24 protein-coding genes are annotated in these 23,882 nt (G+C 72.1%); 13 read left to right on the plus strand and 11 right to left on the minus strand.

All coding sequences use genetic code 11. The features are described from left to right. The 3 genes from AB0B72_RS15140 to AB0B72_RS15150 form a co-directional block, all read right to left on the minus strand. Positions 1-230, minus strand: a 230-nt coding sequence (locus tag AB0B72_RS15140) for a hypothetical protein (RefSeq protein ID WP_367739330.1), incomplete at its 3' end; no start/stop codon positions are given. A 771-nt stretch (positions 231-1,001) separates the two neighbouring features. Next, positions 1,002-1,661, minus strand: a complete 660-nt coding sequence (locus AB0B72_RS15145) for a response regulator (RefSeq protein WP_367739331.1) — start codon at positions 1,659-1,661, stop codon at positions 1,002-1,004. Next, complete coding sequence (locus AB0B72_RS15150; protein WP_367739332.1) at positions 1,658-3,277, minus strand: sensor histidine kinase; 1,620 nt, start codon at positions 3,275-3,277, stop codon at positions 1,658-1,660. The genes AB0B72_RS15145 and AB0B72_RS15150 overlap by 4 nt, the downstream gene beginning before the upstream one ends. 208 nt (positions 3,278-3,485) lie before the next feature. Between AB0B72_RS15150 and AB0B72_RS15155 the strand changes: the two genes are divergently transcribed. The 4 genes from AB0B72_RS15155 to AB0B72_RS15170 all read left to right on the plus strand — a co-directional run bounded on the left by AB0B72_RS15155 (position 3,486) and on the right by AB0B72_RS15170 (position 5,954). Next, complete coding sequence (locus AB0B72_RS15155; protein ID WP_367739333.1) at positions 3,486-4,505, plus strand: carboxymuconolactone decarboxylase family protein; 1,020 nt, start codon at positions 3,486-3,488, stop codon at positions 4,503-4,505. Between the two features lie 136 nt (positions 4,506-4,641). Then, positions 4,642-5,064: a hypothetical protein gene (locus AB0B72_RS15160; protein WP_367739334.1), complete on the plus strand. Its 423-nt coding sequence runs from the start codon at positions 4,642-4,644 to the stop codon at positions 5,062-5,064. Next, on the plus strand, positions 5,061-5,657 hold the full coding sequence (locus tag AB0B72_RS15165) for a TetR/AcrR family transcriptional regulator (protein WP_367739335.1): 597 nt from the start codon (positions 5,061-5,063) through the stop codon (positions 5,655-5,657). The genes AB0B72_RS15160 and AB0B72_RS15165 overlap by 4 nt, the downstream gene beginning before the upstream one ends. A gap of 96 nt (positions 5,658-5,753) precedes the next feature. After that, positions 5,754-5,954: a DUF6203 family protein gene (locus AB0B72_RS15170; protein ID WP_367739336.1), complete on the plus strand. Its 201-nt coding sequence runs from the start codon at positions 5,754-5,756 to the stop codon at positions 5,952-5,954. Between the two features lie 153 nt (positions 5,955-6,107). On the opposite strand, the gene AB0B72_RS15175 is transcribed toward AB0B72_RS15170, so the two are convergent. After that, the gene (locus AB0B72_RS15175; protein ID WP_367739337.1) at positions 6,108-7,559 is read right to left on the minus strand and encodes an MFS transporter; all 1,452 of its coding nucleotides are present in this window, start codon (positions 7,557-7,559) and stop codon (positions 6,108-6,110) included. Between the two features lie 2 nt (positions 7,560-7,561). Here AB0B72_RS15175 and AB0B72_RS15180 point away from each other — a divergent pair, with 2 nt between their 5' ends. Continuing rightward, positions 7,562-8,131: a TetR/AcrR family transcriptional regulator gene (locus AB0B72_RS15180; RefSeq protein ID WP_367739338.1), complete on the plus strand. Its 570-nt coding sequence runs from the start codon at positions 7,562-7,564 to the stop codon at positions 8,129-8,131. Between the two features lie 31 nt (positions 8,132-8,162). Here the strand turns inward: AB0B72_RS15180 and AB0B72_RS15185 are convergent, their stop codons facing one another. Both AB0B72_RS15185 and AB0B72_RS15190 read right to left on the minus strand, forming a co-directional pair. Then, positions 8,163-9,302: an epoxide hydrolase family protein gene (locus tag AB0B72_RS15185; RefSeq protein ID WP_367739339.1), complete on the minus strand. Its 1,140-nt coding sequence runs from the start codon at positions 9,300-9,302 to the stop codon at positions 8,163-8,165. 233 nt (positions 9,303-9,535) lie between these two features. Then, positions 9,536-10,525 carry a GlxA family transcriptional regulator gene (locus AB0B72_RS15190; RefSeq protein ID WP_367739340.1) on the minus strand — a complete coding sequence of 330 codons (990 nt, stop codon included), beginning with the start codon at positions 10,523-10,525 and terminating at the stop codon, positions 9,536-9,538. Positions 10,526-10,595: 70 nt separating this feature from the next. On the opposite strand from AB0B72_RS15190, the gene AB0B72_RS15195 reads away from it, so the two are divergent. The 3 genes from AB0B72_RS15195 to AB0B72_RS15205 all read left to right on the plus strand — a co-directional run bounded on the left by AB0B72_RS15195 (position 10,596) and on the right by AB0B72_RS15205 (position 13,535). After that, positions 10,596-11,858, plus strand: coding sequence for an MFS transporter (locus AB0B72_RS15195; protein WP_367739341.1), 1,263 nt, complete (start codon positions 10,596-10,598; stop codon positions 11,856-11,858). Beyond that, positions 11,855-12,505: a peptidyl-tRNA hydrolase gene (locus AB0B72_RS15200; RefSeq protein WP_367739342.1), complete on the plus strand. Its 651-nt coding sequence runs from the start codon at positions 11,855-11,857 to the stop codon at positions 12,503-12,505. Before AB0B72_RS15195 ends, AB0B72_RS15200 begins: the two co-directional genes overlap by 4 nt. Positions 12,506-12,689: 184 nt before the next feature. Then, a complete protein-coding gene (locus AB0B72_RS15205) occupies positions 12,690-13,535 on the plus strand; it encodes a hypothetical protein (RefSeq protein ID WP_367739343.1) in 846 nt (281 codons plus the stop codon). 13 nt (positions 13,536-13,548) lie between these two features. Here the strand turns inward: AB0B72_RS15205 and AB0B72_RS15210 are convergent, their stop codons facing one another. After that, complete coding sequence (locus AB0B72_RS15210) at positions 13,549-14,448, minus strand: LLM class flavin-dependent oxidoreductase (RefSeq protein WP_367739344.1); 900 nt, start codon at positions 14,446-14,448, stop codon at positions 13,549-13,551. Positions 14,449-14,571: 123 nt separating this feature from the next. Here AB0B72_RS15210 and AB0B72_RS15215 point away from each other — a divergent pair, with 123 nt between their 5' ends. Further along, the gene (locus tag AB0B72_RS15215) at positions 14,572-14,985 is read left to right on the plus strand and encodes a MarR family winged helix-turn-helix transcriptional regulator (protein WP_367739345.1); all 414 of its coding nucleotides are present in this window, start codon (positions 14,572-14,574) and stop codon (positions 14,983-14,985) included. A 65-nt stretch (positions 14,986-15,050) separates the two neighbouring features. Here AB0B72_RS15215 and AB0B72_RS15220 read toward each other — a convergent pair whose 3' ends face one another. Further along, positions 15,051-16,916, minus strand: coding sequence for a potassium transporter TrkA (locus AB0B72_RS15220; RefSeq protein ID WP_367739346.1), 1,866 nt, complete (start codon positions 16,914-16,916; stop codon positions 15,051-15,053). A gap of 67 nt (positions 16,917-16,983) precedes the next feature. Here AB0B72_RS15220 and AB0B72_RS15225 point away from each other — a divergent pair, with 67 nt between their 5' ends. From AB0B72_RS15225 to AB0B72_RS15235, 3 genes are all read left to right on the plus strand, one after another. Beyond that, a complete protein-coding gene (locus AB0B72_RS15225) occupies positions 16,984-17,571 on the plus strand; it encodes a nucleoside triphosphate pyrophosphatase (RefSeq protein WP_367739347.1) in 588 nt (195 codons plus the stop codon). Positions 17,572-17,581: 10 nt separating this feature from the next. Beyond that, positions 17,582-18,349, plus strand: coding sequence for an EI24 domain-containing protein (locus tag AB0B72_RS15230; RefSeq protein ID WP_367739348.1), 768 nt, complete (start codon positions 17,582-17,584; stop codon positions 18,347-18,349). A gap of 109 nt (positions 18,350-18,458) precedes the next feature. Continuing rightward, positions 18,459-19,520 (plus strand): DUF4192 domain-containing protein, encoded by a 1,062-nt coding sequence (locus tag AB0B72_RS15235; protein ID WP_367739349.1) that lies wholly within the window; start codon positions 18,459-18,461, stop codon positions 19,518-19,520. Positions 19,521-19,552: 32 nt separating this feature from the next. Here the strand turns inward: AB0B72_RS15235 and AB0B72_RS15240 are convergent, their stop codons facing one another. Beyond that, positions 19,553-19,903 carry a hypothetical protein gene (locus AB0B72_RS15240; protein WP_367739350.1) on the minus strand — a complete coding sequence of 117 codons (351 nt, stop codon included), beginning with the start codon at positions 19,901-19,903 and terminating at the stop codon, positions 19,553-19,555. Positions 19,904-20,408: 505 nt separating this feature from the next. Here AB0B72_RS15240 and AB0B72_RS15245 point away from each other — a divergent pair. After that, positions 20,409-20,951, plus strand: coding sequence for a DUF1707 and DUF4870 domain-containing protein (locus AB0B72_RS15245; RefSeq protein ID WP_367739351.1), 543 nt, complete (start codon positions 20,409-20,411; stop codon positions 20,949-20,951). 59 nt (positions 20,952-21,010) lie between these two features. On the opposite strand, the gene AB0B72_RS15250 is transcribed toward AB0B72_RS15245, so the two are convergent. After that, positions 21,011-22,537: an ATP-dependent DNA ligase gene (locus tag AB0B72_RS15250; protein ID WP_367739352.1), complete on the minus strand. Its 1,527-nt coding sequence runs from the start codon at positions 22,535-22,537 to the stop codon at positions 21,011-21,013. A gap of 84 nt (positions 22,538-22,621) precedes the next feature. Then, positions 22,622-23,815: a cellulose binding domain-containing protein gene (locus AB0B72_RS15255; RefSeq protein WP_367739353.1), complete on the minus strand. Its 1,194-nt coding sequence runs from the start codon at positions 23,813-23,815 to the stop codon at positions 22,622-22,624. Positions 23,816-23,882: the final 67 nt, after the last annotated feature.

The raw sequence follows: 23,882 nt of genomic DNA on the forward strand, positions 1-23,882 counted from the left end.
TCCTCCGGCACCGCCAGCCTGCGCACCGTGCCGGCGGAGAACTGCTCGCGCAGCCCCACCTCCAGCATCACCTGCAAGAACCACGCCCGATCATGACAGGACTGCCGGTAGGCCGCCTTCAACACCTCCACCGTGTCATACCCCGACACGGTCGCCACGTTGATGCCCGCCAGCACCTGCGCCAGCTCCGCCCCCGGCGGCAACGCGGCCAGCCCCTCAGGAATCGGCACCCCCGGCCGAGACCACCCACCCCCACCACGACAAGCCACCCACCCAGCCACCGGCTCAGCCACGCGCTCAGCCCCACAGCCGGCCACCAACCCGGCCTCGGAATCGGCCACCGGTTCATCCGCAGGCCCCACCGTTGGCCCCACCACTGGCCCCACCACTGGCTCGGTCCCAGGCGGCACCATCGGCCCGGCCACCGGCTCGGTCACGAAGGCCGCTATCGGTTCGGGTGCAGGTCCTGCCACAGGCGGGGGCACCCGGTCGACCGGGGAGCCGGCCACGGCTGCACCGCTATAAGCATCGAACCCGGGCAGGGGCACCGGCTCAGCCTCGGCTGCGCCAGCAGAGGAACCGGAGCACCGATCGGCGGCCACCGCCATACCAACAAGGGCGAAAGGACGCGCCACGGCGGGACGGCCACCAGGTGCCCAGCCAGGCGACTGAACAGACGGCGACCCCGGCAGCCGAGCCGACGAAGACGACGGCGAAGATGCGGACGAAGACGACGGCGAATTTGGACACGGAGCTGACACGGCGGGCACCCCCTGACCGGCAACGAAAGCGACAGACTGCCTCCCGATCGCCCGGACCGGGACCCTCTCACGCAGACTCAGCTACTCATCACACGGCGCATGGCCCACAACGGCCCGCCAACTAAGCTCACCTGTAACGGCTACCCCAACACTATATCGAACACACAATCGATGCAAGCCGCATCCAAGCGCGTCTGAAAGCGATACTCGGTCGACGACCTATGAAGGAGCGGATGAACTTCATGGGGCGTGCGGAACGACCAAGCCGGACTGGTAGGCGAAGACCACGAGCTGAGCACGGTCACGAGCGTGGAGCTTGGTCATGGCCCGGCTGACATGGGTCTTGGCGGTGGCAGGGCTGATCACCATGTGAGCGGCTATCTCGTCGTTCGACATGCCTTGGGCGACCAGCGCGGTCACCTCACGCTCGCGGTTGGTGAGCCCGTTCAGCCCGGCAGGGGCGGCGTGGGGACGCCGTGCGACGAACTCACCGATCAGGCGGCGTGTGATGGCCGGCGCGAGCAGCGCGTCTCCTCGTGCCGCGACGCGGATCCCGTGGAGCAGGTCGGTCGGCTCGGTGTCCTTGACCAGGAATCCGGTGGCGCCCGCGCGGAGTGCGTCGAAGACGTACTCGTCCAGGCCGAAGTTGGTCAGGATCACAACATGGACGTCGGACAGGCGCTCGTCGGCGGCGATCTGCCGCGTCGCCTCGATGCCGTCCATCACCGGCATCTGCACGTCGATGAGGGCCACGTCCGGTTTGTGCTCGCGGGCCAGCGCCACCCCCTGCCTGCCGTCCGCGGCCTCGCCCACCACCTCGATGTCGTCCTCGGCCTCCAGCAGGGCGCGGAAACCGGCCCGTATGAGGGCCTGGTCGTCGACGAGGAGCACACGGATCACGAGACGTCCCGGAGGGAAAGGTTGTTCTCCGCGGGGCCGCCGACTCGCAGGGTGACGTCGGTCGCCACGGGGGACTCGGTGCTCAGGAGACGTTCGGGTTCCCCAGTGGCCTCGGCTTCCCTGGTCGCCTTGGCTTCCCCGCCAGGCTGGGCTCCTCTGCCGGTCTCGGTTACGCGGGGAAGCCTGGCTCCCAGAGCTTGCCCGGCACCCAACATCTGCCCGGCACCCAACATCTGGCCGGTACTCAGCGTCTGGCCGGTACTCAGCGTCTGGCCGGCTTCGAGTGCCTGGTCAGTTTTCAATGACTGGTCGGCCTTCAGGGGGAGTTCGGCGCGGACGGTGAAACCCCCTCCCGGACGTGCCCCGGCGCGCAGCCGGCCGCCGAGGGCGGTGACCCGCTCCCGCATGCCGGTGAGACCCACCCCCGGCCTCGCATCTCCGTCGTGCCGCGAGGCCGGACCGCCGTTGGCGGCCGCCTCGCCGTATGCCGCGCCCGTCGGCTGGCCCCCTGCCGTACTCGCCGGTCGGCCCTCCGCCGCGTCCTTCGCCGCGCCCTGCGCCCGGCCCTCCGCGGCGCACTGTGCCGGGCTCTCCACCTGGCTCTCCGGCTCGACGTACGGCTGCCGCCCGCCGTCGTCGTCGATCTGGACGACAAGCTCTGCCGGGCCGTAGCTGATGCGAACCCGCGCCGGCGCATTCCCCGCATGACGGGCGACGTTCGTGAGCGCCTCCTGGACGATGCGGTAACCGGCGCGATCGACGGCGGGGGGCAGCTCTCGGCGCTCCCCGCTGATCTCGACGGTGGCCGGCAGGCCGGCCGCGCGAGCCCGGTCCACGAGGTCGTCGAGCCGGTCCAATCCACTGCCCGGCGGTTCGCCTTCCGAGTCGCGTAGCACTTCCAGTGTGGCGCGCAGCTCGCGCATCGCCTCACCGCTGGCCTCCTGGATGGCCAGCAACGCGCTCGGCACCTCTTCTCCGCGCTTGCGTGCGAGGTGTACGGCTACCCCGGCCTGCACCTTGATGATCGAGATGGTGTGGGTCAGCGAGTCGTGCAGCTCCCTGGCGATGCGGAGACGTTCCTCGCCGGCCCGCCGGAGCGCGGCCTCCTCGCGCGTGCGCTCCGCTTCGGCGGCCCGCTGCTCGGCCTGCTCGACGTAGGCCTGCCGGTGCCTGCTGACCGTGCCCGCGACCCCGGCCGCGAGGAACCAGCCGAGAAGCAGAGTCGTGCGCTGGCTCAGTTCCTGGGTGGACTGCCCGGTGGCCGCGGCCACGCTGGCGGCGAAGGTGCCGCCCAGGAACGCGGCGCTCGCCGCCGCCGGGAGCAGCCGGTGGCCCACCCTGACGGCGACGAAGACCATGATCAGCACGGGGAAGGCGGCCGGCGGCCCGGGATCCGTACGGACCGCGTAGAACAGCATGCAGGCCGCGGTGACGACCAGGGCCGTCGCCGGAGCCCTGCGCCAGGCCACAAGCGCCATCGAGCCGGCCACGATGGCCAGGTAGTCGAGGGGGCCGGCGCCAGGGGCCGACAGCGCGCCGGCCGCCAGCAGGACGGCGACCAACGCCGCGAGCACCACGTCCAGGGCGAGCGAGCGTCTTCCGGGTAGCGACCTCATTCCAGCACAGTAGAGCGGTCCGGGCTTCCGATCATCCCCATGTCGTCGGACCTTGGCCTACTCCCGGCGTGGTATGTCCGCCGCGCGTGCGCTCCCGGGCGTAGCGCGAGAAGTCCTCTCCGGCGCGACGACTCCGGCCCGTCACCAAGGCGACGATCGAGGCGACCCCCAGGCATCCCACCCGCTCGACCCGATCGGAGATCGACAGATGGCCGGACCCTTCCGCTACGTGACACCGGTGGCCCACGAGGCGGCGACCGGGCGGATCGCCCAGGTCTACGCGCAGCTCGCCAGTGACTTCGGCATGGCTCGCATGCCGGTGTTCATGACGCTGTCACCCGCCGAGGACGTGCTCGCCGGGACATGGGCCGCGACGCGCGAATCGCTGCTGGCCGGGCAGGCCCCCAGAACCGGCAAGGAGATCGTCGCGCTCGCCGTCTCGCTCGCCAACGGATGCCCGTTCTGCGTCGACGCGCACACGACCCTGCTGCACGCCACCGGCGACCACCGGCTCGCGGAGAGCATCGTGTCCGGGCGGGTGCCCGACGACCCGGAGCACGCCGCGCTGCTCAGCTGGGCCATGGCCACCCGCGGGCCCGCGGTGGGGGCGCCGCCCGTCCCCGCCGCCCTGGCCCCGGAGTACGTCGGCACCGCACTGGTCTTCCACTTCATCAACCGGATCGCCTCGGCCCTGCTGACCGACAACCTGCTCCCGGCCAACCTCCAGAAGTCGCGCCTGGTACGCAGCCTGGGCGGCAGGGCGATGTCCCGCGTCGCGCGCAGGCGGCTGCCCGAGGGTGCGAGCCTGCCGCTGCTCGCGGATCTGCCCGCCGGGCCGGTCCCCGCCTGGGCGGCCGGCGCTCCGATCGGTACGGCGTTCGCCGTCCTGCGGGCGGCGGCCACCGCCGGCGGCGAGCTGCTCAGCGAGCGGGCGCGCGCCGCCGTGCTGGACGCGGTGGCGGCCTGGGACGGCGAGCACCCGCCGATGGGCGGGGGGCAACTCAGCGAGCCGATCGCCGGCCTGCCTGCGGGGGACCGGCCGGCGGCCCGGCTCGCCCTGCTCACCGCGCTGGCGCCGTACCGCGTCACCGACACCGACGTGTCGACCTGGCGGGGAGCCTCCGGGACGGACGCCGAACTGGTGCGGCTGGTCGCCTTCGGCGCCATCGCCGCGACGGAACGCGCCGAATCCTCAATCACCGCCGCCCTGCGGCCAGTGAGCCGGTAGCGGCCTCCGCCGGACGACCGCTCCTGGAGATGGCGATCGCGCCTGGAGAAGCAGGAATCCGGCTCGCGAAAGGGTGGCCATGAGTTTGATTACGACGTAAGCTTACGACGTAATCAAACTTCTCCGGGAGGCCCTGATGCACACCCTCGCCCTCGTCACGCCACTGGTCCTCGTCGCCTACCTCCTCGTCATCGACTGGGTGCCGCTGTTCCCCTTCAACGACCTGGAGGTCCAATCGGTCCGGGAGCGGGTGGGAGCGGGCGCGGCGAACTATCCGGTGATCCTCGCGATCTCCGTGGCGGCCGCCCTGGACGCCGGCGTCGTGGCCCTCGTCCTCGCCTGCCTGACGATGGCCGGGCACCTCGTCAACTGGTGGCTGCCCTACTTCGGAGTCAGCTTCGCGGCCCAGCGAGAGACCTACCGCCGCGAGTACGCGCGCACGTGGAAGGTCCTCCCGACCGAGGGCAGGGCCGTGGTCATCGATGTGCAGCACATGGTGGTGGGCGTGATGACCGTGGTCATGCTGGTGGCTGTGGCCGTCACTACGCTGGGCGGATGAGCGCAGCGGGACGGTCCCGGGGCGGGCGCCCCGCCATCGTGAGCAAGGAGAAGATCACCATGGCGGCCCTGGCGGTGATCGACGCCGACGGCCTGGAGAATCTGTCCATGCGGCGGGTCGGTGAACGGCTGGGCGTCGAGGCCATGGCCCTCTACCGGCACGTGCCCAACAAGAGCGCCATGCTCGCCGCCGTGGTGGATCACCTCACGGCGGGAGCCGCGATGGAGATCCCCGGCGGCACCGCCTGGACGGACGCGCTGGCCGGCTTCGGCCGCCGGTACCGTGAGGTGCTGCTCCTCCATCCGGCGGCGGTCCCGCTGCTCGCCACGCATCCCGTCAGCCCCGAAGTCGCCGAGCACCTCCTGGGCCGCATCCTGGCGGCGGTCGAGCTCGGCGGCGCCGTGACCCTTGAGCGGGTCCAGCTCGGCTTCCAGTCGGTGGCCGTCTTCGTCCTGGGACACGCCCTTGCCCAGGTGGGCACGCCGCCGGGTGGTGACGCCGCCCAGTCGGCGAGCCCTGCCTACTACGACGAATGGTTCGAGACGGGCCTGGCCGCCCTCTGCCACGGCTTCGCCGCGACGCTCCCCACCTGAGGGCTCCGGGGCGCGGCCATTCCGGGCTCGCAGGCAGGCGGGTGGCCGGATGCGCGGGGCACATGAAACGGCCCTGTGAGGGTAGTGGCGGGGACCATGAAACGGATCCTGCAGCTCTTCGTCACACGGTGGCTCGCCCGGACGCCGATCGGCATGGTCATCCTCGGCATCGGCTGGCTGGTGATGCGCAAGAAGCGCAGCGCCCAGGCCGGCAAGGCGCAGGCGCTCAGGGAGCCTGGCCGCAAGTCGGGGAACCCGTACATGTGGCGTGGTCCGGCCGCCCGTAACCGTCGCTGAGCCGCCCGGCGGCCCGGCCGCCGTCACGGCCGCCGTCACGGCCGCCCATAACCGTCACTGCCCCAGGCGGCCCGGCCATGGTCCGGCCGCCCGCGACTGTCGCCGCCCCAGGCGGCCGGTCCGGCCGCCGGAGGCGGTGACCCGGCCGGTGGGTCATGATCGGATGGTGAGGACCGCCGCGAGCGCCATAGCGGCGAAGACTGCGGCGCCGGCGAACGAGGCGGCCATCCCGTCCACGAGCGTTCCGTGGTGCATGGCGGTGCCGAAGACGCTCACCAGCACGGCCGAGCCGAGCGCGCCGCCCGCCCACACCATGGTCTGGGCCAGTCCAGACGCGGCTCCCGAGTCCTGGGGGTCCACGCCCGACAGGATGGTCATGTTCAGCGGCATGATGCTGAGCCCGGCGCCGAGGCCGAGCAGGAGCATCGGCCCGAGCACGCCCCCGAGATATCCGGTGTCCGGCGAGACCCGGGTGAGCCAGAGCATCCCGGCGAGGATCACCAGGATGCCCGTGACGACGATCTTCCTTGTCCCGAGGCGGGGCAGGAGCCGGGGCACGACGCGTACGACGGAGAACTGGGTCAGGGCCATCGGCAGGAACGCGAATCCGGCCGCCAGCGGGTCCAGCCGCAGCACGACCTGGACGTACTGCGTCATGAGGAAGAAGAACCCGAACATTCCGGCCGACAGCAGCAACTCGCCCAGGTAGGCGGCGGCGCGAGGGCGGCGCGCCAGCAGCCGGAGCGGCATGATCGGTTGCCGTGCCCGCGTCTCGATCGCGACGAAGGCCGCCAGCAGCACGGCGGCCGCCGCCAATGCGGGCGCCGCCTGCCGCCAGCCCGAGTCGCCCGCCGTGACCAGCGCGTACACCAGGCAGACCATGCCCCCGGTCACGGTCGCGGCGCCGGCGAGGTCGAACCGGCCGGGGTGGCGGTCCGGCTCGGTGACGAACCGCGGCGCGACGGCCGCGACCAGCAGCCCGATCGGCACGTTGACGAAGAACACCCACCGCCAGGAGACCGAGTTCGTGAGCAGCCCGCCGGCGATGAGGCCGATCGAGCCGCCGGCGCCGGTGACGGCCGAGTAGAGGGCGATCGCCCGGTTGCGCGCCGCCCCCTCGGTGAAGGTGGTCGCGATGAGGGCGAGGATGCTCGGCCCGGCGACCGCGGCCCCCACGCCCTGGACGGCCCGGGCCGCCAGCAGCCCCCACCCGGCCGTCGCCAGCCCGCCGTAGAACGAGCCGGCCGTGAACACGAGGACCCCCGCGACGAACACTCTGCGACGCCCGAGGATGTCGCCGGCCCGCCCGCCGAGGAGGAGAAGGCCGCCGAACGTCAGCAGGTAGGCGTTCATCACCCACGAAAGGCCGGTGGCGGAGAAGCCGATGTCCTGCTGGATCCTCGGCAGGGCGATCGTCACGATCGTCGAGTCGAGGGCGATCATGATCTGGCACGTCAGGACCACAGCGAGGGCGACGCGAGTGTGTGCCGCCGTACGAGGGGATACCGTGAGCGTCGACAAACGAGCCTCCGAGAGATGAAGTGGAGGGAGCCTCCGATTAACCGCGAATATACGGAGGTGTCCTCCGCTTTGCAAGGGTGTCAACGATGAGCAGGCCCATGCGTGCCGACGCGCGCCGGAACTACGAGCGGTTGCTGGTGGAGGCGCGGGCCCTGTTCGAGGAGCAGGGGCCGGAGGCGCCGCTCGAGGACGTCGCCCGCCGGGCGGAAGTCGGGATCGGAACCCTCTACCGGCACTTCCCCACCCGGCACGCCCTGCAGGAAGCGGTCTACCGGGAGCAGATCGAGGCGCTCGCGGAGGAGGCGTACGAGCTGGCGGAGCGGACCGACCCCGCGGACGCGCTGGTCCGCTGGATGCGCCTGATGATGACGCACGCCGTGACCAAGCGCGGGCTCAACACGGCGCTCATGGCGACGCTCGGCCGGGAGTCGGAGCTGTTCGCCACCTGCCGGAACACGATCCGCGCCGCGGCCGACGCGCTGCTCACCCGGGCCAAAGCGTCGGGGGCCGTGCGGAAGGACCTGGAGGCGGGGGATCTGCTGCACCTGGTCCACGGGATCTCGGTGGCGACGGAGCGGTCGCCGGAGGGCGCCGACCGCATGATCGCCTTCGTCATCGAGGGGCTGCGGCCCCGCGGAGACCAGGACACCCCCTGAGCCGCCCGCCCCCTCATGGCGGGGCGCGGCCTCAGCGCAGGGGACGGAAGAACGCCCGGACGTCGTCCACGAACAGGTCCGGCGCCTCCGCCGCGGCGAAATGGCCGCCCCGGTCGAACTCCGACCAGTGCACGATGGCGTGCTCGCGCTCCAGCAGCCGGCGGATGGCGGGGTCGTGGGGGAAGACCGCAACCCCCGTCGGCACGCCGGAACGTCTGCCCGGCGCCGCGGGCGCGACGCGCGTCTCGTAGTACAGGTGCGCCGAGGAGGCGCCGGTGCCGGTCAGCCAGTACAGCGTCACGTTGGTGAGCAGCAGGTCACGGTCGACCGCGTCCTCGGGCAGTTCCCTGCCCGGGTCGGTCCACTCGCGGAACTTCTCCGCGATCCACGCGAGCTGCCCGATCGGTGAGTCGTTCAGCGCGTACGCCAGCGTCTGGGGGCGGGTGCTCTGGATGTCGGCGTAACCGGTGCCGTCCCGCCGGAGCCGCTCGGCGGCGGCGAGCCGCGCGAGCTCGGCCTCGGTGAGCCCCTCGAAGTCCGACGCGTCGCCCGAGGGGAAGGCCAGCCCGCCGTTGATGTGCACGCCGATCACGTTCTCCGGCGCCAGCCGGCCCAGCTCGGGCGAGACGATCGAGCCTGTGTCGCCGCCCTGGGCGCCGTAGCGGCGGTATCCCAGCCGGCGCATCAGCTCGGCCCAGGCCCCGGCGATCCTGGCATGGTTCCACCCCGGCTCGCTGAGCGGCGTCGAGAATCCGTGCCCGGGCACCGATGGCGCCACGACGTGGAACGCGTCGGCCGGGTCTCCTCCGTGGGCGCGCGGGTCGCTGAGCGGGCCGAGGACGTGGAGGAACTCGGCGACCGAGCTGGGCCAGCCGTGGGTGAGGATCAGGGGCACGGCGCCGGGCTCGGGGGACCGCACATGCAGGAAGTGGACGCGCTGCCCGTCGATATCGGTGATGAACTGGGGAAACCGGTTCAGCCGTGCCTCCCAGGCCCTCCAGTCGTAGGAGTGCGCCCAGTGGTCGGCCAGCCGTCGCAGGTAGCCGGCCGGCACGCCGCGCTCCCATCCCGCGCCGGGGAGCTGCGAGGGCCACCGCGCGTTCTCCACTCTGGCGCGCAGGTCGTCGAGGGCTCGCTGGGGGATGTCGACGGAGAATTCGTGGACGCTCACAGACGTGCTCCTCTCTTGCGCCCGCACGCGGCTGTGCCTGGACGCCGCTGTGCCTGGACGCCGCTGTGCCTGGACGCCGCTGTGCCTGGACGCCGCTGTGCCTGGACGCCGCTATGCCTGTACGCGGCTGCCCACAGGGCCGTGGCCGGAACGCCGGGGCGTGAGCGGAAAACGAGGAGCGGTCCGTAGGCGGCCGGAACGCCGGGTGGCGACGGCAGAGCCGGGAGCGGTCGCTAGCGGAGGGCCGCGGACCGGCGGAGAGCACCCGGGCTCGGCGGGGTGCGGAACGACTGCCGGTAGGCGAGCGGCGAGACGCCCACGGTGGTGTGGAGGTGCTGCCTGAGCGACACGGCCGTGCCGAACCCTGCCGCGCGGGCGATCGCGTCGACCGGCAGATCGGTGGTCTCCAGCAGGTGGCGGGCGTGCTCGACCCGCTGGCGGGTCAGCCACCGGGCGGGGCTGAGCCCGGTCTCCTCCCGGAACCTGCGGGTGAAGGTGCGCACGCTCATCCGGGCGTGCGCGGCCAGAGCGGCCAGGTCCAGGGGCTCGCGCAGTCGTTCCAGCATCCACGCCCGGGTGGGCCCGGTGGTGGCCTCGGCCAGGTCGGGCAGCGGGCGCTCGATGAACTGAGCCTGCCCGCCCTCACGGAACGGCGGCGTGACGCAGCGCCTGGCCGTCCTGTTGGCCACCTCGCTGCCGTGGTCGCGCCGGATGACGTGCAGGCACAGGTCGATCCCGGCCGCCACGCCGGCCGAGGTCAGCAGGTCGCCGTCGTCGATGAACAGCACGTCGGGATCGACCCGCACCCGGGGGTACAGCGAGCGGAGCAACTCGGCGTTGCGCCAGTGGGTCGTGGCCGGGCGGCCGTCGAGCAGCCCGGCGGCGCCGAGGACGAAGGCGCCGGTGCAGATGGAGATGATCCGGCTCCGCGTGGCCGCCTCGCGCAGCGCGTCCCGGATCGGCGCGGCGATCGTGCCGTCCTCCATGGGGGACCCGCTGTGGATGCCCGGCACGACCACCGTGTCGGCCGTGGCCAGCACGCCGAGGTCGTGATCGGGCATGATCCGGTAGCCGGCCCGGCTCCCCACGGGACGCCCGCCGGGCGTGCAGGTCACCACCTCGTAGAGCGGCTCGTCGTCCCCCGTGGCCCAGAACACCTGACCGGGGACGCCGACGTCGAGCGTGGCGAAGTCCTCCAGAACGAGTACGGCGACGCGATGCATGGCCGGATTCTTTCACATATTGACCGTCCGGCCACTTTCGGGGGGAGTCGCCCGCCGACACCATTGCGGGATGAAATCGCTGCACCGGGCCTGGATCGTGGCCGCCGTCGCTTTCGTCGCCATCATCGGAGCCGCCGGGTTCCGCGCCACACCCGGTGTGCTGATCACGCCGCTCCAGGACGAGTTCGGCTGGAGCAGGGGCACGATCTCGCTCGCCGTCTCGGTGAACCTGATGCTGTACGGCCTGTGCGCACCGTTCGCGGCCGCGCTGATGGAGCGCTTCGGCATGCGCAGGGTCGTGTCGCTCGCTCTGCTGCTCGTGGCCGCGGGCAGCGGGCTGACGATCCTCATGACCGCGAGCTGGCAGCTCGTCGCGCTGTGGGGCGTGCTGGTCGGGCTCGGCACCGGCTCGATGGCCCTCGTCTTCGCCGCCACGCTGACCGACCGCTGGTTCGTCAGGCACCGTGGCCTGGTCACCGGAGTGCTCACCGCGGGCGGCGCGACCGGTCAGCTCGTCTTCCTGCCGGTGCTCGCCCACCTGGCCGAGATGCAGGGCTGGCGGGCGGCCGCGCTGACGGTCTCCGCGGCCGCCCTGGCCGTCGTCCCCCTCGTGTGGTTCCTGCTGCGGGACACCCCCGAGGAGCTCGGCATCACGGCGCTGGGCGCGACAGGTCCGGTGGTCCGCACCCCTGGCGGGGGAGCGGCGGCCCGGGCGCTCGGCGCCCTCCGGGGCGCGGCGCGGACGAAGTCGTTCTGGTATCTCGTGGTGGGCTTCGCCATCTGCGGCGCGAGCACGAACGGCCTCGTCGGCACCCATTTCATCCCCGCCGCCCACGATCACGGGATGCCGGAGACGGTGGCGGCCTCGCTGCTCGCCGTCATCGGGATCTTCGACATCGCCGGCACGATCGCGTCCGGATGGCTGAGCGACAAGGTGGACTCGCGGATCCTCCTCACCGCCTACTACGCGCTGCGTGGCCTGTCGCTGCTCGTCCTGCCCCAGCTCTTCGCCGCCACGGCCCACCCGAGCATGCTGATCTTCATCATCTTCTACGGCCTCGACTGGGTCGCCACGGTGCCGCCGACCGTCGCGCTGTGCCGCAAGATCTACGGTCCGAACGGCTCGGTGGTCTTCGGCTGGGTCTTCGCGTCCCACCAGATCGGCGCGGCCATCGCGGCGACCGCCGCGGGCGTCACGAGGGACCATCTCGGCAACTACGACGCCGCCTGGTACGGCGCCGGCCTGCTGTGCCTGGTGGCCGCGGTGCTGTCGTTCCGCATCGTCACGCGGGTTGTCCCCGAGCCCGGCCCGGCTGCCATCCTTGTCGGGTGACCGAACGCGTACTTCCCCTGGTCGTCCGCATCGAGCGGGCCGATCCCCCGGAACGGACCGACGCGCTGGAGGCGGCGGCCACCGCCGTGCTGCGGATCCTCGACTCCGGCGAGTGGACGGAGGCCGTCGCCGAGTGGCAGGGCGACCGCATCAGGAAGGTGGTCAGGCGGGCCCGTGGATCCGAATGGCGCCGCGTGCTCGCCCTCCCGGGGATCACGGTCACGGTGCGCTCGGCCGAGGTGCGGGTGCATCCCCCGGTCCCGCTCGACGACTGGCCCCGCGACCTCGCGCGGCTCCAGGTGTCGGGTACGGAGCTGACCGACCCGGCTCCGCCGCCGGAGCCGGGGGAGGGTGAGCCGGTGCTGTGGGTCAACCCGCACCTCGAGATGACGGCGGGCAAGGCGATGGCGCAGGCCGGCCACGGTGCTCAGCTCGCGTGGTGGGGCGCCGGCGAGGCCGCCAGGGCCGCGTGGAGGGGTCGGGGGCTGGCCGTGGCCGTGCGGACGGCGTCGCCCGGCACCTGGGCCGCCCTGGAGGGTGGCGGCCTGCCGGTGGTGCGGGACGCGGGGTTCACCGAGATCGAGCCCGGCTCCGCCACGGTGATCGCGGACGCCTCCTGGCTGCGGCAGGACGTTTTCGAAGTGTGACTGTGAACCCACCCGAAATACCCGCATATGCCGTACGCTCCCGATCGTGTCACCTGGGGACTATGGGACGAAAGCCGTTCCTACGTACATAGCAGCCGAGGCGGAGACGACACCGCTGCCGAAGATCACGGTCCCTGCGGCGGCACCGCCGCCGAGCTCGGGCAAGGGTCTCGGGGATCTGCCCATGCGGGTGGTGTACCGCATCGCGATCATCGCGGCGGTCATGGGAGTCGTCGGCGGGGGAGCCGCGGTCCTGCTGGCGGGCAGAGGGGGCGACTCCACGCCCGGCGCGGCCGGTGTGGTCTCCTCGCAAGCGCCGACCGACGTGGCGACGGGCGCTCCGGCCGGCGCGGCGTCGGCGCTTTCGACGGCGGAGCCTTCGACGCCTCCGTCCCCCGGTGTCTCAGCGGCTTCCTCCGGCGCCACCCCCGCGGCGACCGCCTCTCCGTCCCCCTCTCCGGGCACCACGGCGATGGACGCGGCGCTGTCGGACCCGCGCGTGCCGCCCCTGCCCGCGAGTGACAAGAAGCTGCGCACGCTGCCCGGCCACGTGGCGAGGACCCGCGGCCTGGTCAAGGACCGGCGGTCCGGCGTCGCCTTCACCCGGTTCGCCAAGGAGTGGAAGCTCACCAAGGCCAGCCCGTTCGCCTCCCGGCAGGTGCTGCCCAAGGTCAAGGGCTCGGCGTACCGGGGGATCCTGGTCTCCTGCCCCGTGCCGATCCCGGTGCAGGAGACGCTGCGCGACACCGCCTTCCTGGCCGCGCGGTGGACGCTCAACCACCACCCGTCGGGAGCGACGCTCACCTGGACGGCGTCCCAGTCGCTCAAGGTCGGCAAGCGGGACGCCTGGCTGCTCGGCTACGACGTGCACTACACGCTGAAGGGCAAGGACCGGACCTCCTCCGCGGCGATCGCGCTCGTCGACGTGCGCGGGAAGAAGCCGGCCCTGGTGTTCGTCTCGATCCCCGACAGCCAGAAGAAGCGATGGCACGACATCAACAAGGTGATGTCGTCCATCAAGACCCTCTGAGCCGCCTCGCGGCTCAGCGCGTCCGCGCGAGCACCGGCTCGACGATCTCCTCGGCCGCCCAGCGGGCGATGCCCACGGGGAAGGGCCTGCGCAGGTTGAGGGCGATGTGCGTGATCCCCGCGCCCATCACCGCGAGGACGGAGGCCCGGGCGGCCGCCGCGTCGCCGTACGACACGACGACCTGCGTCGAACGGACGATGTCGCGGGGGTCCCGGCCGATCGCGGCGCAGTGGCCGTCGAGGACCTTGGAGCGCTCGGCGATGTAGGCGGCGTCGTTGTGCGGCGGCCCGGGGATGTTCCAGATGTCCGCGTGCTCGGCGACCACCCGCAGGGTCCGGTCGCCCCAGCCGCCGATCATGATCGGCGGGCCCGGCCGCTGGACCGGCTTCGGCTCGCACCGGGTGCCCTTGAGGCGGTAGTGGCGTCCGTCGAAGTCGAAGACGTCCTCGGTCCACATGCGCCGCATGATCGCGCACGACTCCGCCAGCCGCTCGACGCCCTCACCCGGCGGCACCAGCGTCAGGCCGTACGCGTCGTACTCGCGCGGCGCGACGGTGTCGCCGGGCTGGAAGGTGCCGCCGACGCCGATCCCCATGACGAGCCGCCCCCGGGAGATCACGTCGACCGTGCTGGCGATCTTGGCGAGCACGGCCGGGGCCCGGGTGCGGTTGCTGGTGACCATCAGGCCGAGCCTGAGCCGCTCGGTTCGCGCGGCGAGCGCGGCGAGCAGGGTCCACCCCTCCAGGACCGGCCCGCCGGGGTCGCCGAACATGGGAAGCATGTGGTCCCACAGCCAGGCGTGCTCGATCAGCGGGATCTCGTCGGCCTCCTCCCACACGCGGAGAACGTCGTCGTACGTGGTGTGCGCGGGCACGGTCTTGAGGCCGAAGCTCACGCGGTCGCCGCCGGTCATCCCGGGCGCCTCCCGACATATCATTAGCTGGACAACGAAAGACGTTAGTCGGCTAACGAAAAGCCGTCAAGGCGCTTCCGCTGCTACCGTGCGCTCACACGTGCACAGGGGAGAGGGGGAGAGGTGGCGGAGGACTTCCACACTGCCTTCTGGAACGCCAAGCGAGCCATGGCGCAGGCGGCGGAGGTGGCCTACAACCGCCACGGCGTACGCGCCGGGCAGCAGTTCATCCTGCGCTGCCTGTGGGAGGAGGACGGGCTGACGCCGGGGGAGATCGCCCGCCGCCTGGAGCTCGCCACCCCCACGGTCACCCGGGCCGCCACACGGATGGAGGCGGCCGGCCTGCTGCGCCGCGAGCCCCACCCCACCGACGCGAGGCTCGTACGGCTGCGCCTCACCGAGCGCGGAAGGGAGCTGGAGAGCGTCATCGCCGGGGAGGTCGACCGGCTGAACGAGCGCGCGCTGACCACGCTGGACGCCGCCGATCGCGAGCGGCTCGTCCGGTTCCTCAGAGAGGTCAGGCGTAACCTCGCCTGATCAAAAGGTGGACGGCCGCCTGTGACATCGCCTGAGGTCACCCCGGTGGGGCCGGCGTCGGCGGCTCACCGCTCGGCGAGCACGATCACCGAGTCCGCCGGGCCGAGCGTCACCGTCCGGGACCTGTCGGGGTTGACGACGACGCCGAAGTGGGGCGGACGGCCGATCTCGGCCGCCAGGCGGTAGCCGATCGCCGTCTCGCCCCGGCGCCGCGCCGACTCGATGACCGTGGAGAAGGTGACCGGAGCGCCGGCCTGGACGTAGTCGGCCGCCGGCCGGGGATAGATCTCCGAGCCCTTCGAGTCGAAGAGGTAGCCGAAGACCTCCGCGAGGTGGGGGTTCTCGGCGAGCTGGGCGAGCAGCAGGCCGATGACCGTGTCGCTGATCACGATGTCGTCCGCCTCCGTGACCTCCGCCAGCGCCCGGTTGTTCTCGTCGTGCATCTCGCTGACGATCGAGTATCGCTCTCCGAGGGTCGCCTGCATGTCGCGGAGCTGGAGCAGGGTCATGAGAGTGCGGGTGTCGGCGTGGTGCGTGCCGTACCGGTCGTCGGACAGGACGATCACGTGCTGGTAGACGCCGACGCCGAGCGACTCCAGCGCGAACCTGTCGGTGGCGTCGCACTCCTTGACGTTCACGGTGAGGTTGCGCAGGCCGGCGAGGCCGTTCCCGGCGTCGGGGTGGTCGCTGGCGACGTCGAGCGCCGAGCCGGGCGCGACGTAGCCGTCGAGGTGGCGGATGATCTGGGCGGCCCGGCCGTTCCAGCCGAGCAGCAGGGTGCGTTCGGGACGGGGCGCCGGGTGCCGCGCCGTGACCACCCGGTCGTCGTCCACGGCCGGAGCGTGGGCGGCCCGGCGGATGAGCGAGTCGTCCTGGGCGATGACGACGACCTCGTCCGAGGTGCCGATCACGGTCTCCATCGGCGGGTTCAGCGCGACGCCCGCCGAGGTGCGCAGCCCGATCACGGTCGCGGTCGCGTACGCGTCGAGCGCCCGGCCGTACGACGCTCCCGCGAGCGCGGGGTCGCGGCGCAGGTAGATCTCGCCGCCGTCGAAGTCGAGCAGGTCCATGCAGACCGCCGACAGCCCTGACTGGCGCGACGACTGAACGATCAGCCGGGCGGCGACGTCGTCGCCGTCCACCAGGTGGACGCCGGGCCCTCCGGCGAGCCGGGCCGCCGCCATGTTCCGGGAGGACGCGATCGCCGCGACCACCGGCGGGTGCGCGCCCGCGCGCTTGGCCAGGGCGAGCAGCGTCTTGATGACGTGGGCGTCGGGGTCGTCCTCCTGCGGGGAGATCACCACGATCGACCGCGCGGTGTCGAGACTCATCAGGTCGAGGTCGGCCGGCTCGGTGGGCCGGCCGGTGCGGCAGACCAGCCGGGTCCCGCCGGTGCCGCCCACCCGCGCGCGGATGGCGTCCTCCATGGCGGGCTTGTCCTTGCCGGCGAGGACCGCGATCACCGAGCCGCCCTCGCTGGCGTGGGCCTTCGTGAGCTCGCCGACGATCGTGAACACCTGCTCCGACCAGCCGAGGATGACCGTGTGACCGCTCTCGATGATGCGGGAGCGGCCCTTGCGCAACTCCTCGATCTTCCCGCGGAGTCCCGTGGAGAGCACACCGACCAGCGTGCTCACGATGAAGATGCCGCCGAGGGACGCGGCGAGCATCAGCGCGAGGAACGGCGCGCTGCCCGTGTCGCTGGCGATCTTCCCGGGGCTGAGCGTGCGCATGAGCGTCATCCAGAGCACGCCGGGCCATCCCTCGTGCCCTGACGCCTCATCCGGCGTCAGCCACAGCGTCAGCCCGCTGATGACGAGGATCAACGTGAAGGAGACCAGGGCCAGCCAGCCGATCAGCGCGGCCGTCCCCTTCGCCATCGTGTTGTCGAACCAGTACCTCAGGCGCTCCTTGACCGACGGCCTCGACACAGGGGGGTCCTCCGTAGACGAATTCGATCATTGAAGGACACATATTAGGAGCGGCTAGGCTTCCGTTGTGACTGAGCTAGTGCTTGCCTCCGCCTCGCCCGCGCGCCTCGGCGTGCTGCGGGCGGCCGGGCTCGACCCCAAGGTGGTCGTCAGCGGCGTCGACGAGTCCGCCGTCCGCGCGGAGACCCCGGAACGGCTCTGCCTCACGCTCGCCGAGCTCAAGGCCGCGGCCGTCGCCCGGACGCTCACGGACGGTCTGGTCATCGGGTGCGACTCGGTCCTGGAGCTGGACGGCGTTGCGTACGGCAAGCCGTCGTCTCCGGAGGACGCCGTGGCCCGGTGGCGGTCGATGCGGGGAAGGACCGGGCGCCTGCTGACCGGGCACTGCGTGACCGACGTGGCGGCGGGCCGTACGGTGTCGGAGGTGGCCGCGACCGTGGTGCGGTTCGGCACACCGGCCGACGACGAGATCGGCTCGTACGTGGCGAGCGGGGAGCCGCTGCGGGTGGCCGGGGCCTTCACGCTCGACGGTCTCGGCGGCTGGTTCGTGGACGGCATCGACGGCGACCACGGCAACGTGCTCGGGATCTCCCTGCCGCTGCTTCGCCGCCTGTTCGCCGAATTGGGAGTGTCCGTCACGACTCTGTGGCGCTAGCCTGCCCGCCATGAGTGGCATCGGACGGCGCGGCGTCGGCGGTTTCGCCGAGGGGATCGGTTACCTCTTCAAAGGTCTCGGCTGGGTCGCCAGGAACCCGCGGTGGTGGCTGTTCGGCCTGGTCCCGGCGCTCATCGCGCTGACCCTTTACGCGGTCGCGCTGGTCTGGCTCGGCACGCACGCCACCGACGTCGCCGCCTGGGCCACGCCGTTCGCGGACGACTGGGGCTGGCGCGCCGGGTTCCGCGCCCTCGTGGGATTCATGATTTTCATCGGCGGGCTGGGGCTGGCCGTGGTGACATTCACGGCGGTCACTCTCGCCATCGGCGACCCCTTCTACGAGAAGCTGTCGGAGAAGGTGGAAGAAGACCTCGGCGGCCTTCCCGACGGCGAGGACCGGCCTTTCTGGCGGTCGCTCCTGCGGTCGGTGCGCGACAGCGTCATCACACTGCTGTACGTGCTGATGTTCACGGTCCCGCTGTTCGTGCTCGGATTCGTGCCGGTGGTGGGCCAGACGATCGTGCCCGTGCTGGGGGCGGTCGTCTCCGGGTTCTTCCTGGCGATCGAGCTCACCGCACTGCCTCTGGAGCGGCGGGGAGTGGCGCGCAGGGAGCGCTTCCGGCTGCTCCGGTCGAACCTGGCGCTGTCGCTCGGCTTCGGAGTGCCCGTCTTCCTGGCCTTCCTCGTGCCGCTCGTCAGCGTCGTGGCCATGCCGGGCGCGGTGGCCGGCGCCGCCATGCTCGTCCGCGTACGGCTGGGCGAGCCCCGGCCCTCCTGAAGCGGGCGCGCGGTGGAGTGGCACGCACGGCCGTCCACAGGAGCGCGGTTTTCCACAGGCCCAGGAGTGCGGGCGCGGGAGGGGCTCGCGCCGGGGCACGCTTGCGGGCATGACGACGCCGAAGCTCGTGCTCTCCTCGCCGGCGGACATGCTCGCCGCCGTGCCGTACCTGGTCGGATTCCACCCGGCGGACAGCCTGGTCGTGACCGGCTTCGCCGGTCCTGAGCTGCGGCTGAGCAGCCGCTGGGACCTGCCGGCGGGGGCCGGCGACCTCGACCGGCTGGTCCCGCTGCTGCGCCGTGAGGGGGTGACCGCGACGTTCGTCGTGGGATACGGCCCGGGGCCGCTCGTGACGCCAGCCGTCGACCAGGCCGTCGGGCTGCTCCGTGAGTCGGGCATCGCGGTGACCGAGGCGCTGCGGGCCGAGGGCGGCCGCTACTGGTCCTACTCCTGCACCTCGGGGAGTTGCTGCCCCGCCGAGGGCACGCCGTACGATCCGTCGACCAGCCACGTGGCGGCGGAGGCGGTCATGCACGGGCTGGTCGCGCTGCGCGACCGGCGCAGCCTGCGCCTGTCGGTCGAGCCGTGCGGCGGGGCGGCGACGCGGGAGGCCGCCGGCCGGGTCGCGGGCGCCCTGCGTGCGCGGCTCGCGGCCGCCTCGGTCAGTGCTGACGGAGGCGCCGGGGCGTTCGTGGCGGAGGGCCTGGCGCGGGTGCGGACGGCGATCGCTCTTTACGACTCGGGGGGCCGTCTCGACGACGACGGCGCCGCCCGGCTCGGCCTTGACCTCGCCGTCGTCCGCATCCGGGACGAGGCGTGGACGCTGATCGACGACGGCGACGCGCACGTCATGTTATGGCGTGACCTGACCCGGCGGCTGGAGCCCCGTCACGCCGCCCCCGCCGCCTCCCTGCTCGCCGCGGCGGCCTGGCACCGGGGCGAGTGCGCGCTCGCGGGGATGGCGCTGGAGCGGGCCCTGGCGGCGGACCCCGGCTACTCGATGGCCCTGCTGCTCCAGCAGGCGCTGGCACACCTCATGTCGCCGGCCATGCTGAGTGATCGCATGCCGACTCCCGAGGAGCTCGATGACGAGATGGGGCCGCCGCAGGCGAGTTGGCTCGCGCCCTTACACGCGCTCCTCGGCGACGAGCCGTCCGCCCTGGCCGGGTGAGCCCGGCGACCCCGTGAACTCGCGGCTCGCCTCTAGAGGGACTCGCCGCTCTGGGTCTGACGCCGCCGCTCGTTGTAGGCGCGCATCCGCCCCGGATACCCGGTGAGCTGCACGTCGTAGACGGGCAGAGCGAGATCCCTCGCGACCCTGCCGATGACCGCGGGAGACCCGACCCGGCGGCGGGTCCACTCGCCGTCGTGCGCGATGGCCACGGCGGTGGTGTCGGTCGCGAAGGTCTCCGGCTCGACGTAGAACTCCACCCCCTGGCGTGACCGGGCGAACTCGATCAGCGCCTCGATGTCGTCGTCCGTCGCCTCACGGTCGAACTTCGCCACACGTGGGCCGCGCCGCTTCCGAATCCCATAGCGATCTCGCCATCTCATAGCCTTTGTATACCGCCCCGAATATCACAATGGCGTTAAGAACGCTCCACATAGTCCGAACGATGATCAGATCGAATCCCTGAGGGGTTTCCCGTCGCCTGCTCGGCGATTCCACATCGCCGGCGCCGGCGAGGATCAGCTGGCGGGGAATGTCGGTCTTCCGCTTTCCGGGTGAATCCTCAGAAAGGCGGAAAGTGGGGAGGTGTAAGCGGGTAAGGGGACCTTATCGCCTCATGGGTCTGCTCGGCCGTACGGCAGTGGCACTGGCAACGGCACTGGCGACGGCACTGGCGACGGCACTGGCGACGGAGGCCGCAGTCGCGGCGGAGGCCGGGGGTCCTGGGGCGGTCTTCTCGGGGCCAGGTCGGGGATGTCCCCGATGGACCGACATGCGCGGGCGGCGCAGGATGGAGGCAGACTCGATATGGCCGAGCACGACCCTCTGAGAGAAGGCGAAGTTTCGATGCCCGCGACAGCGACCCCATCGTGGCAGGGACGGGCCCCGATGTCCCAGCATCCCCAGTTGCGTGTGACCGACGACGACCGGGACCAGGTGGTCGAGCACGTCAAGGCGGCCTTCGCGGAGGGCAGGCTCGACAAGCACGAGATGGACGAGCGGCTGCACCTCGCCATGACCGCCCGTACGCACGCGGACCTCACTCCGATCATGACGGACCTGTATGGTTCGCGGCCCGCGTACATCCCTCGGCCGCCCTCCTATCCCGCGTCCCCGCCGGACGGAGGGGAGCGGGTCGGTGCCGCGGCGGCGCACGCCTTGTCGCTGTGCGGGCTGTTCGTCGTCGGTCCGCTGGTGATGCTGCTCGCCGCGGGCCGGACGTCGCCCTTCATCAGAAAGCACGCGGTGGAGTCGCTGAACTTCCACCTCACCGTGGTGGGGGCGACCTTCCTGCTGCCGTTCACCGTCATCGGCGTGGTTCTGCTGCCGTTCATCTGGGTCGCCGCCATGGTCCTGACCATCGTCGGCGGCGTCGCGGCCCTGGCCGGCAACGACTTCCGCTACCCCCTGACGGTCCGCCCTGTGAAATGACCGCCCTGTAAATGACCGCCCTGTGAAATGACCGCCCCGGGAAGTGGCCGCCCGGCGCGTCACGGCATCAGCGCGCGCACGGTCTCCACGGTGTCGGCGTCCTCGGCCCGCTTGTCGGGCCGGTAGCGCAGCACGCGGGCGAAGCGCAGCGCCATCCCGCCCGGGTAGCGGCTCGACCGCTGCACCCCGTCGAAGGCGATCTCCACCACGAGCTCGGGCTTGAGCGTGACCACCCAGTCGTCCGTCGGGCCCTGCGCCAGCCCCAGGAACTGCTCGGTCTGCCAGGCGAGCAACTCGTCGGTGAGCCCCTTGAACGTCTTGCCGAGCATCACGAAGCCGCCCGTCGCGGGGTCGAACGCGCCGAGGTGCAGGTTGGACAGCCACCCCTGGCGCCGCCCGCTGCCCCATTCGGCGGCCAGCACGACCAGGTCGAGCGTGTGCCGCGGCTTGACCTTGATCCAGCCCGCTCCCCGTCTTCCCGCGGCGTACGGCGTCCCCGGCGCCTTCACCACGACGCCCTCGTGCCCGCGCCGTACCGCGTCGGCGAAGAACGTCTCCCCCTCCTCGGCGTCGGCGGTGACGATGCGAGGGGTGATCAGGGACTCGGGGACGGCGGCCGTGAGCGCGGCGTGCCGCTCCTCGTCGGGGAGATCGAGCAGGTCCACGCCGCCGGCGCGCAGCGCGTCGAAGAAGAAGACGCTGAGCGGCACCGTCTGCCGCAGTCTCGCCACATCGATCCTGCTCGCGACCCGGCCCGCGGTCACCTGGAACGGCTCCGGCCTGCCGTCCGGGCGCAGGGCGATGACCTCGCCGTCGAGCACCAGATCGGTCTCGGTGAGCGCGAGCACGGCCTCCACCAGCTCCGGCACCTGGGCCGTGATGTCGTCGAGCGTCCGGGTGAACACCCCGACCTGGTCGCCCGACCGGTGCGCCTGCACCCGCACGCCGTCGAGCTTCCACTCCAGCGCCGCCGGGCCGCCGATCTTCTCCAGCGCGGCGGTGACGCTGGGAGCGCTCTGCGCGAGCATGGGCGCGACCGGCCGGCCCACCTCCAGGTGGAACGCCCGCAACTCCTCCACCCCGCCGCGCAGCGCGGCCGCCCCCACGGCGGGGAGCCACCCGCGCAACGTCAGGGCGCGCCGGACCTCCGCCGACGGTACGCCCGACGCCTTGGCGATCGCCTCGATCATCACGCCGTCGAGCGCTCCCTGCCGGAGCTCGCCGGTCAGCAGCCGCTGCAGGAACGACTGCTCCTGACGTGTGACGGCACCGAACAGCTCTCCGAGCAGGGTCTTGCGCGCCGCCTGGGAGCCGGGGCCCGACTGGGACTTGATCCGCTCCAGCAGCGCGTCGACCTGCGCCAGGGTCGCGGTGGCGACTTGCCGGGGCTCGGGGATGTCGCGCAGGCTGCGCCAGCCCACCCCGATCTGGCGTTGCGGCAGCTCGCCCGACAGGTAGGCGATCGCGATCTCGGCCTCGTCCGGCCCCACCCTGCCCAGCAGCTCGGCGAGATGCCTGATCTTGGCCAGCCGGGCCGGGTCGGACGCCACGGCCGCGGACGTCCGGGCAAGGTCGATCAGCAACACACCGTAATCCTGCCTCACCGGACGGACATCTGCCCATGCCGGGGTGACATCCGCGCGGCGAGCCGGGGACCGCGAGCCTGTCGCTCAGGCCGTCGCGCAGGCGGCCTGGTTGAGAGCGAAGCCCGTGGGGGCCGGGCCGGCCCCGGTTGAGCTGCCGTTGAAGCCGATCTGGATCGACTGGCCCGGACGCAGCTGAGCGTTCCAGGGGAGGCTCGCCGCCGTCACGCCGGTGCCGTCCTGTGTCCAGGTGGCCGACCAGCCCTGTGTGACCTTCTGGCCCGCGTCCTGGAAACGGAAGGTCAGCTTCCAGCCGTTCACCGTCGCGTCGCCGGTGTTGGTGATCGTCACCTTGGCGCTGAACCCGTTGCCCCACGACGAGGCGTCGTACCCCACGGTGCACGCGGACGACGGCGACGGCGACGGGGAGGGCGAGGGTGAGGGCGAGGGGGAAGGTGGCCCGTAGCCCTCGTGCGCGAGGGCGGACAGCGGGTCGGACGGCCGGCTGAGGTTGCCGGCCGCGTCCTTCGCCACCACGACGTAGGTGTAGTACCGGCCGGGCATGGTGTCGCCGTCGAAGAAGTTCGGCCAGGTGGTCGTGCCGGCCCTCATCCACGCCGTCTGGGTCTGCCGGTAGACGTCGTAGCCGGTGACGCCGGCGTTGTCCGTTGAGGGGTTCCAGCAGAACGCCACGCCCTCGAAGTCGGCGATGCAGTAGTCCCGCAGCCCGGTGGGCGTGCTGGGCGGGGTGGTGTCACCCGGCTGCGGGCTCGGGCTCACCGCCACCCCCGACACCGCGATGGTCGTGCGCAGATCGGACGGCTGGCTGGTGTTCCCCGCCGAGTCCTTGGCGACGACGTAATAGGTGTAGGCGCGGCCCCATATCAGGCCGCCGGGGTAGGCGCTGGTCCCGCTCGTGGTCGCCACCTTGACGAAGCCGCCGGCGGTCAGCTGGTAGACCTCGTAGCCGGTGACGCCGACGTTGTCCGTTGAGGGGTTCCAGCACAGGACGGCCACGCCGACGGGGCTGTAGGGCAGCGGCGGGGGGACGCAGTCGTTCCGGAGCACCGGCTTGCTCGGCGGTGGGTCCACCACGGGCGGCGGGACGGTGCGCGTCGGGGTCGCGGCCACGACGGCCGCCGAGGCGCCGCCGAGGGCGGAGGAGGCGGAGCCGGCGACGGCCGCCTGGGCGCCGAGAGTCGAGGCGGCGGCGGGGACGGCCAGCAGGGCGGCGGCCGCCGCGCCCGCGATCACCATCCCGATCGGCTTACGCAGTACCATGAGCGACTCACCTCGGGTGTCGTCGGGTCAGGCCCTTTTCGCGGCGCCAGGCCGAGCTGTGCGGTGG

The sequence above is a fragment of the Microbispora sp. NPDC049125 genome (assembly GCF_040802045.1).
GTDB lineage: Bacteria > Actinomycetota > Actinomycetes > Streptosporangiales > Streptosporangiaceae > Microbispora.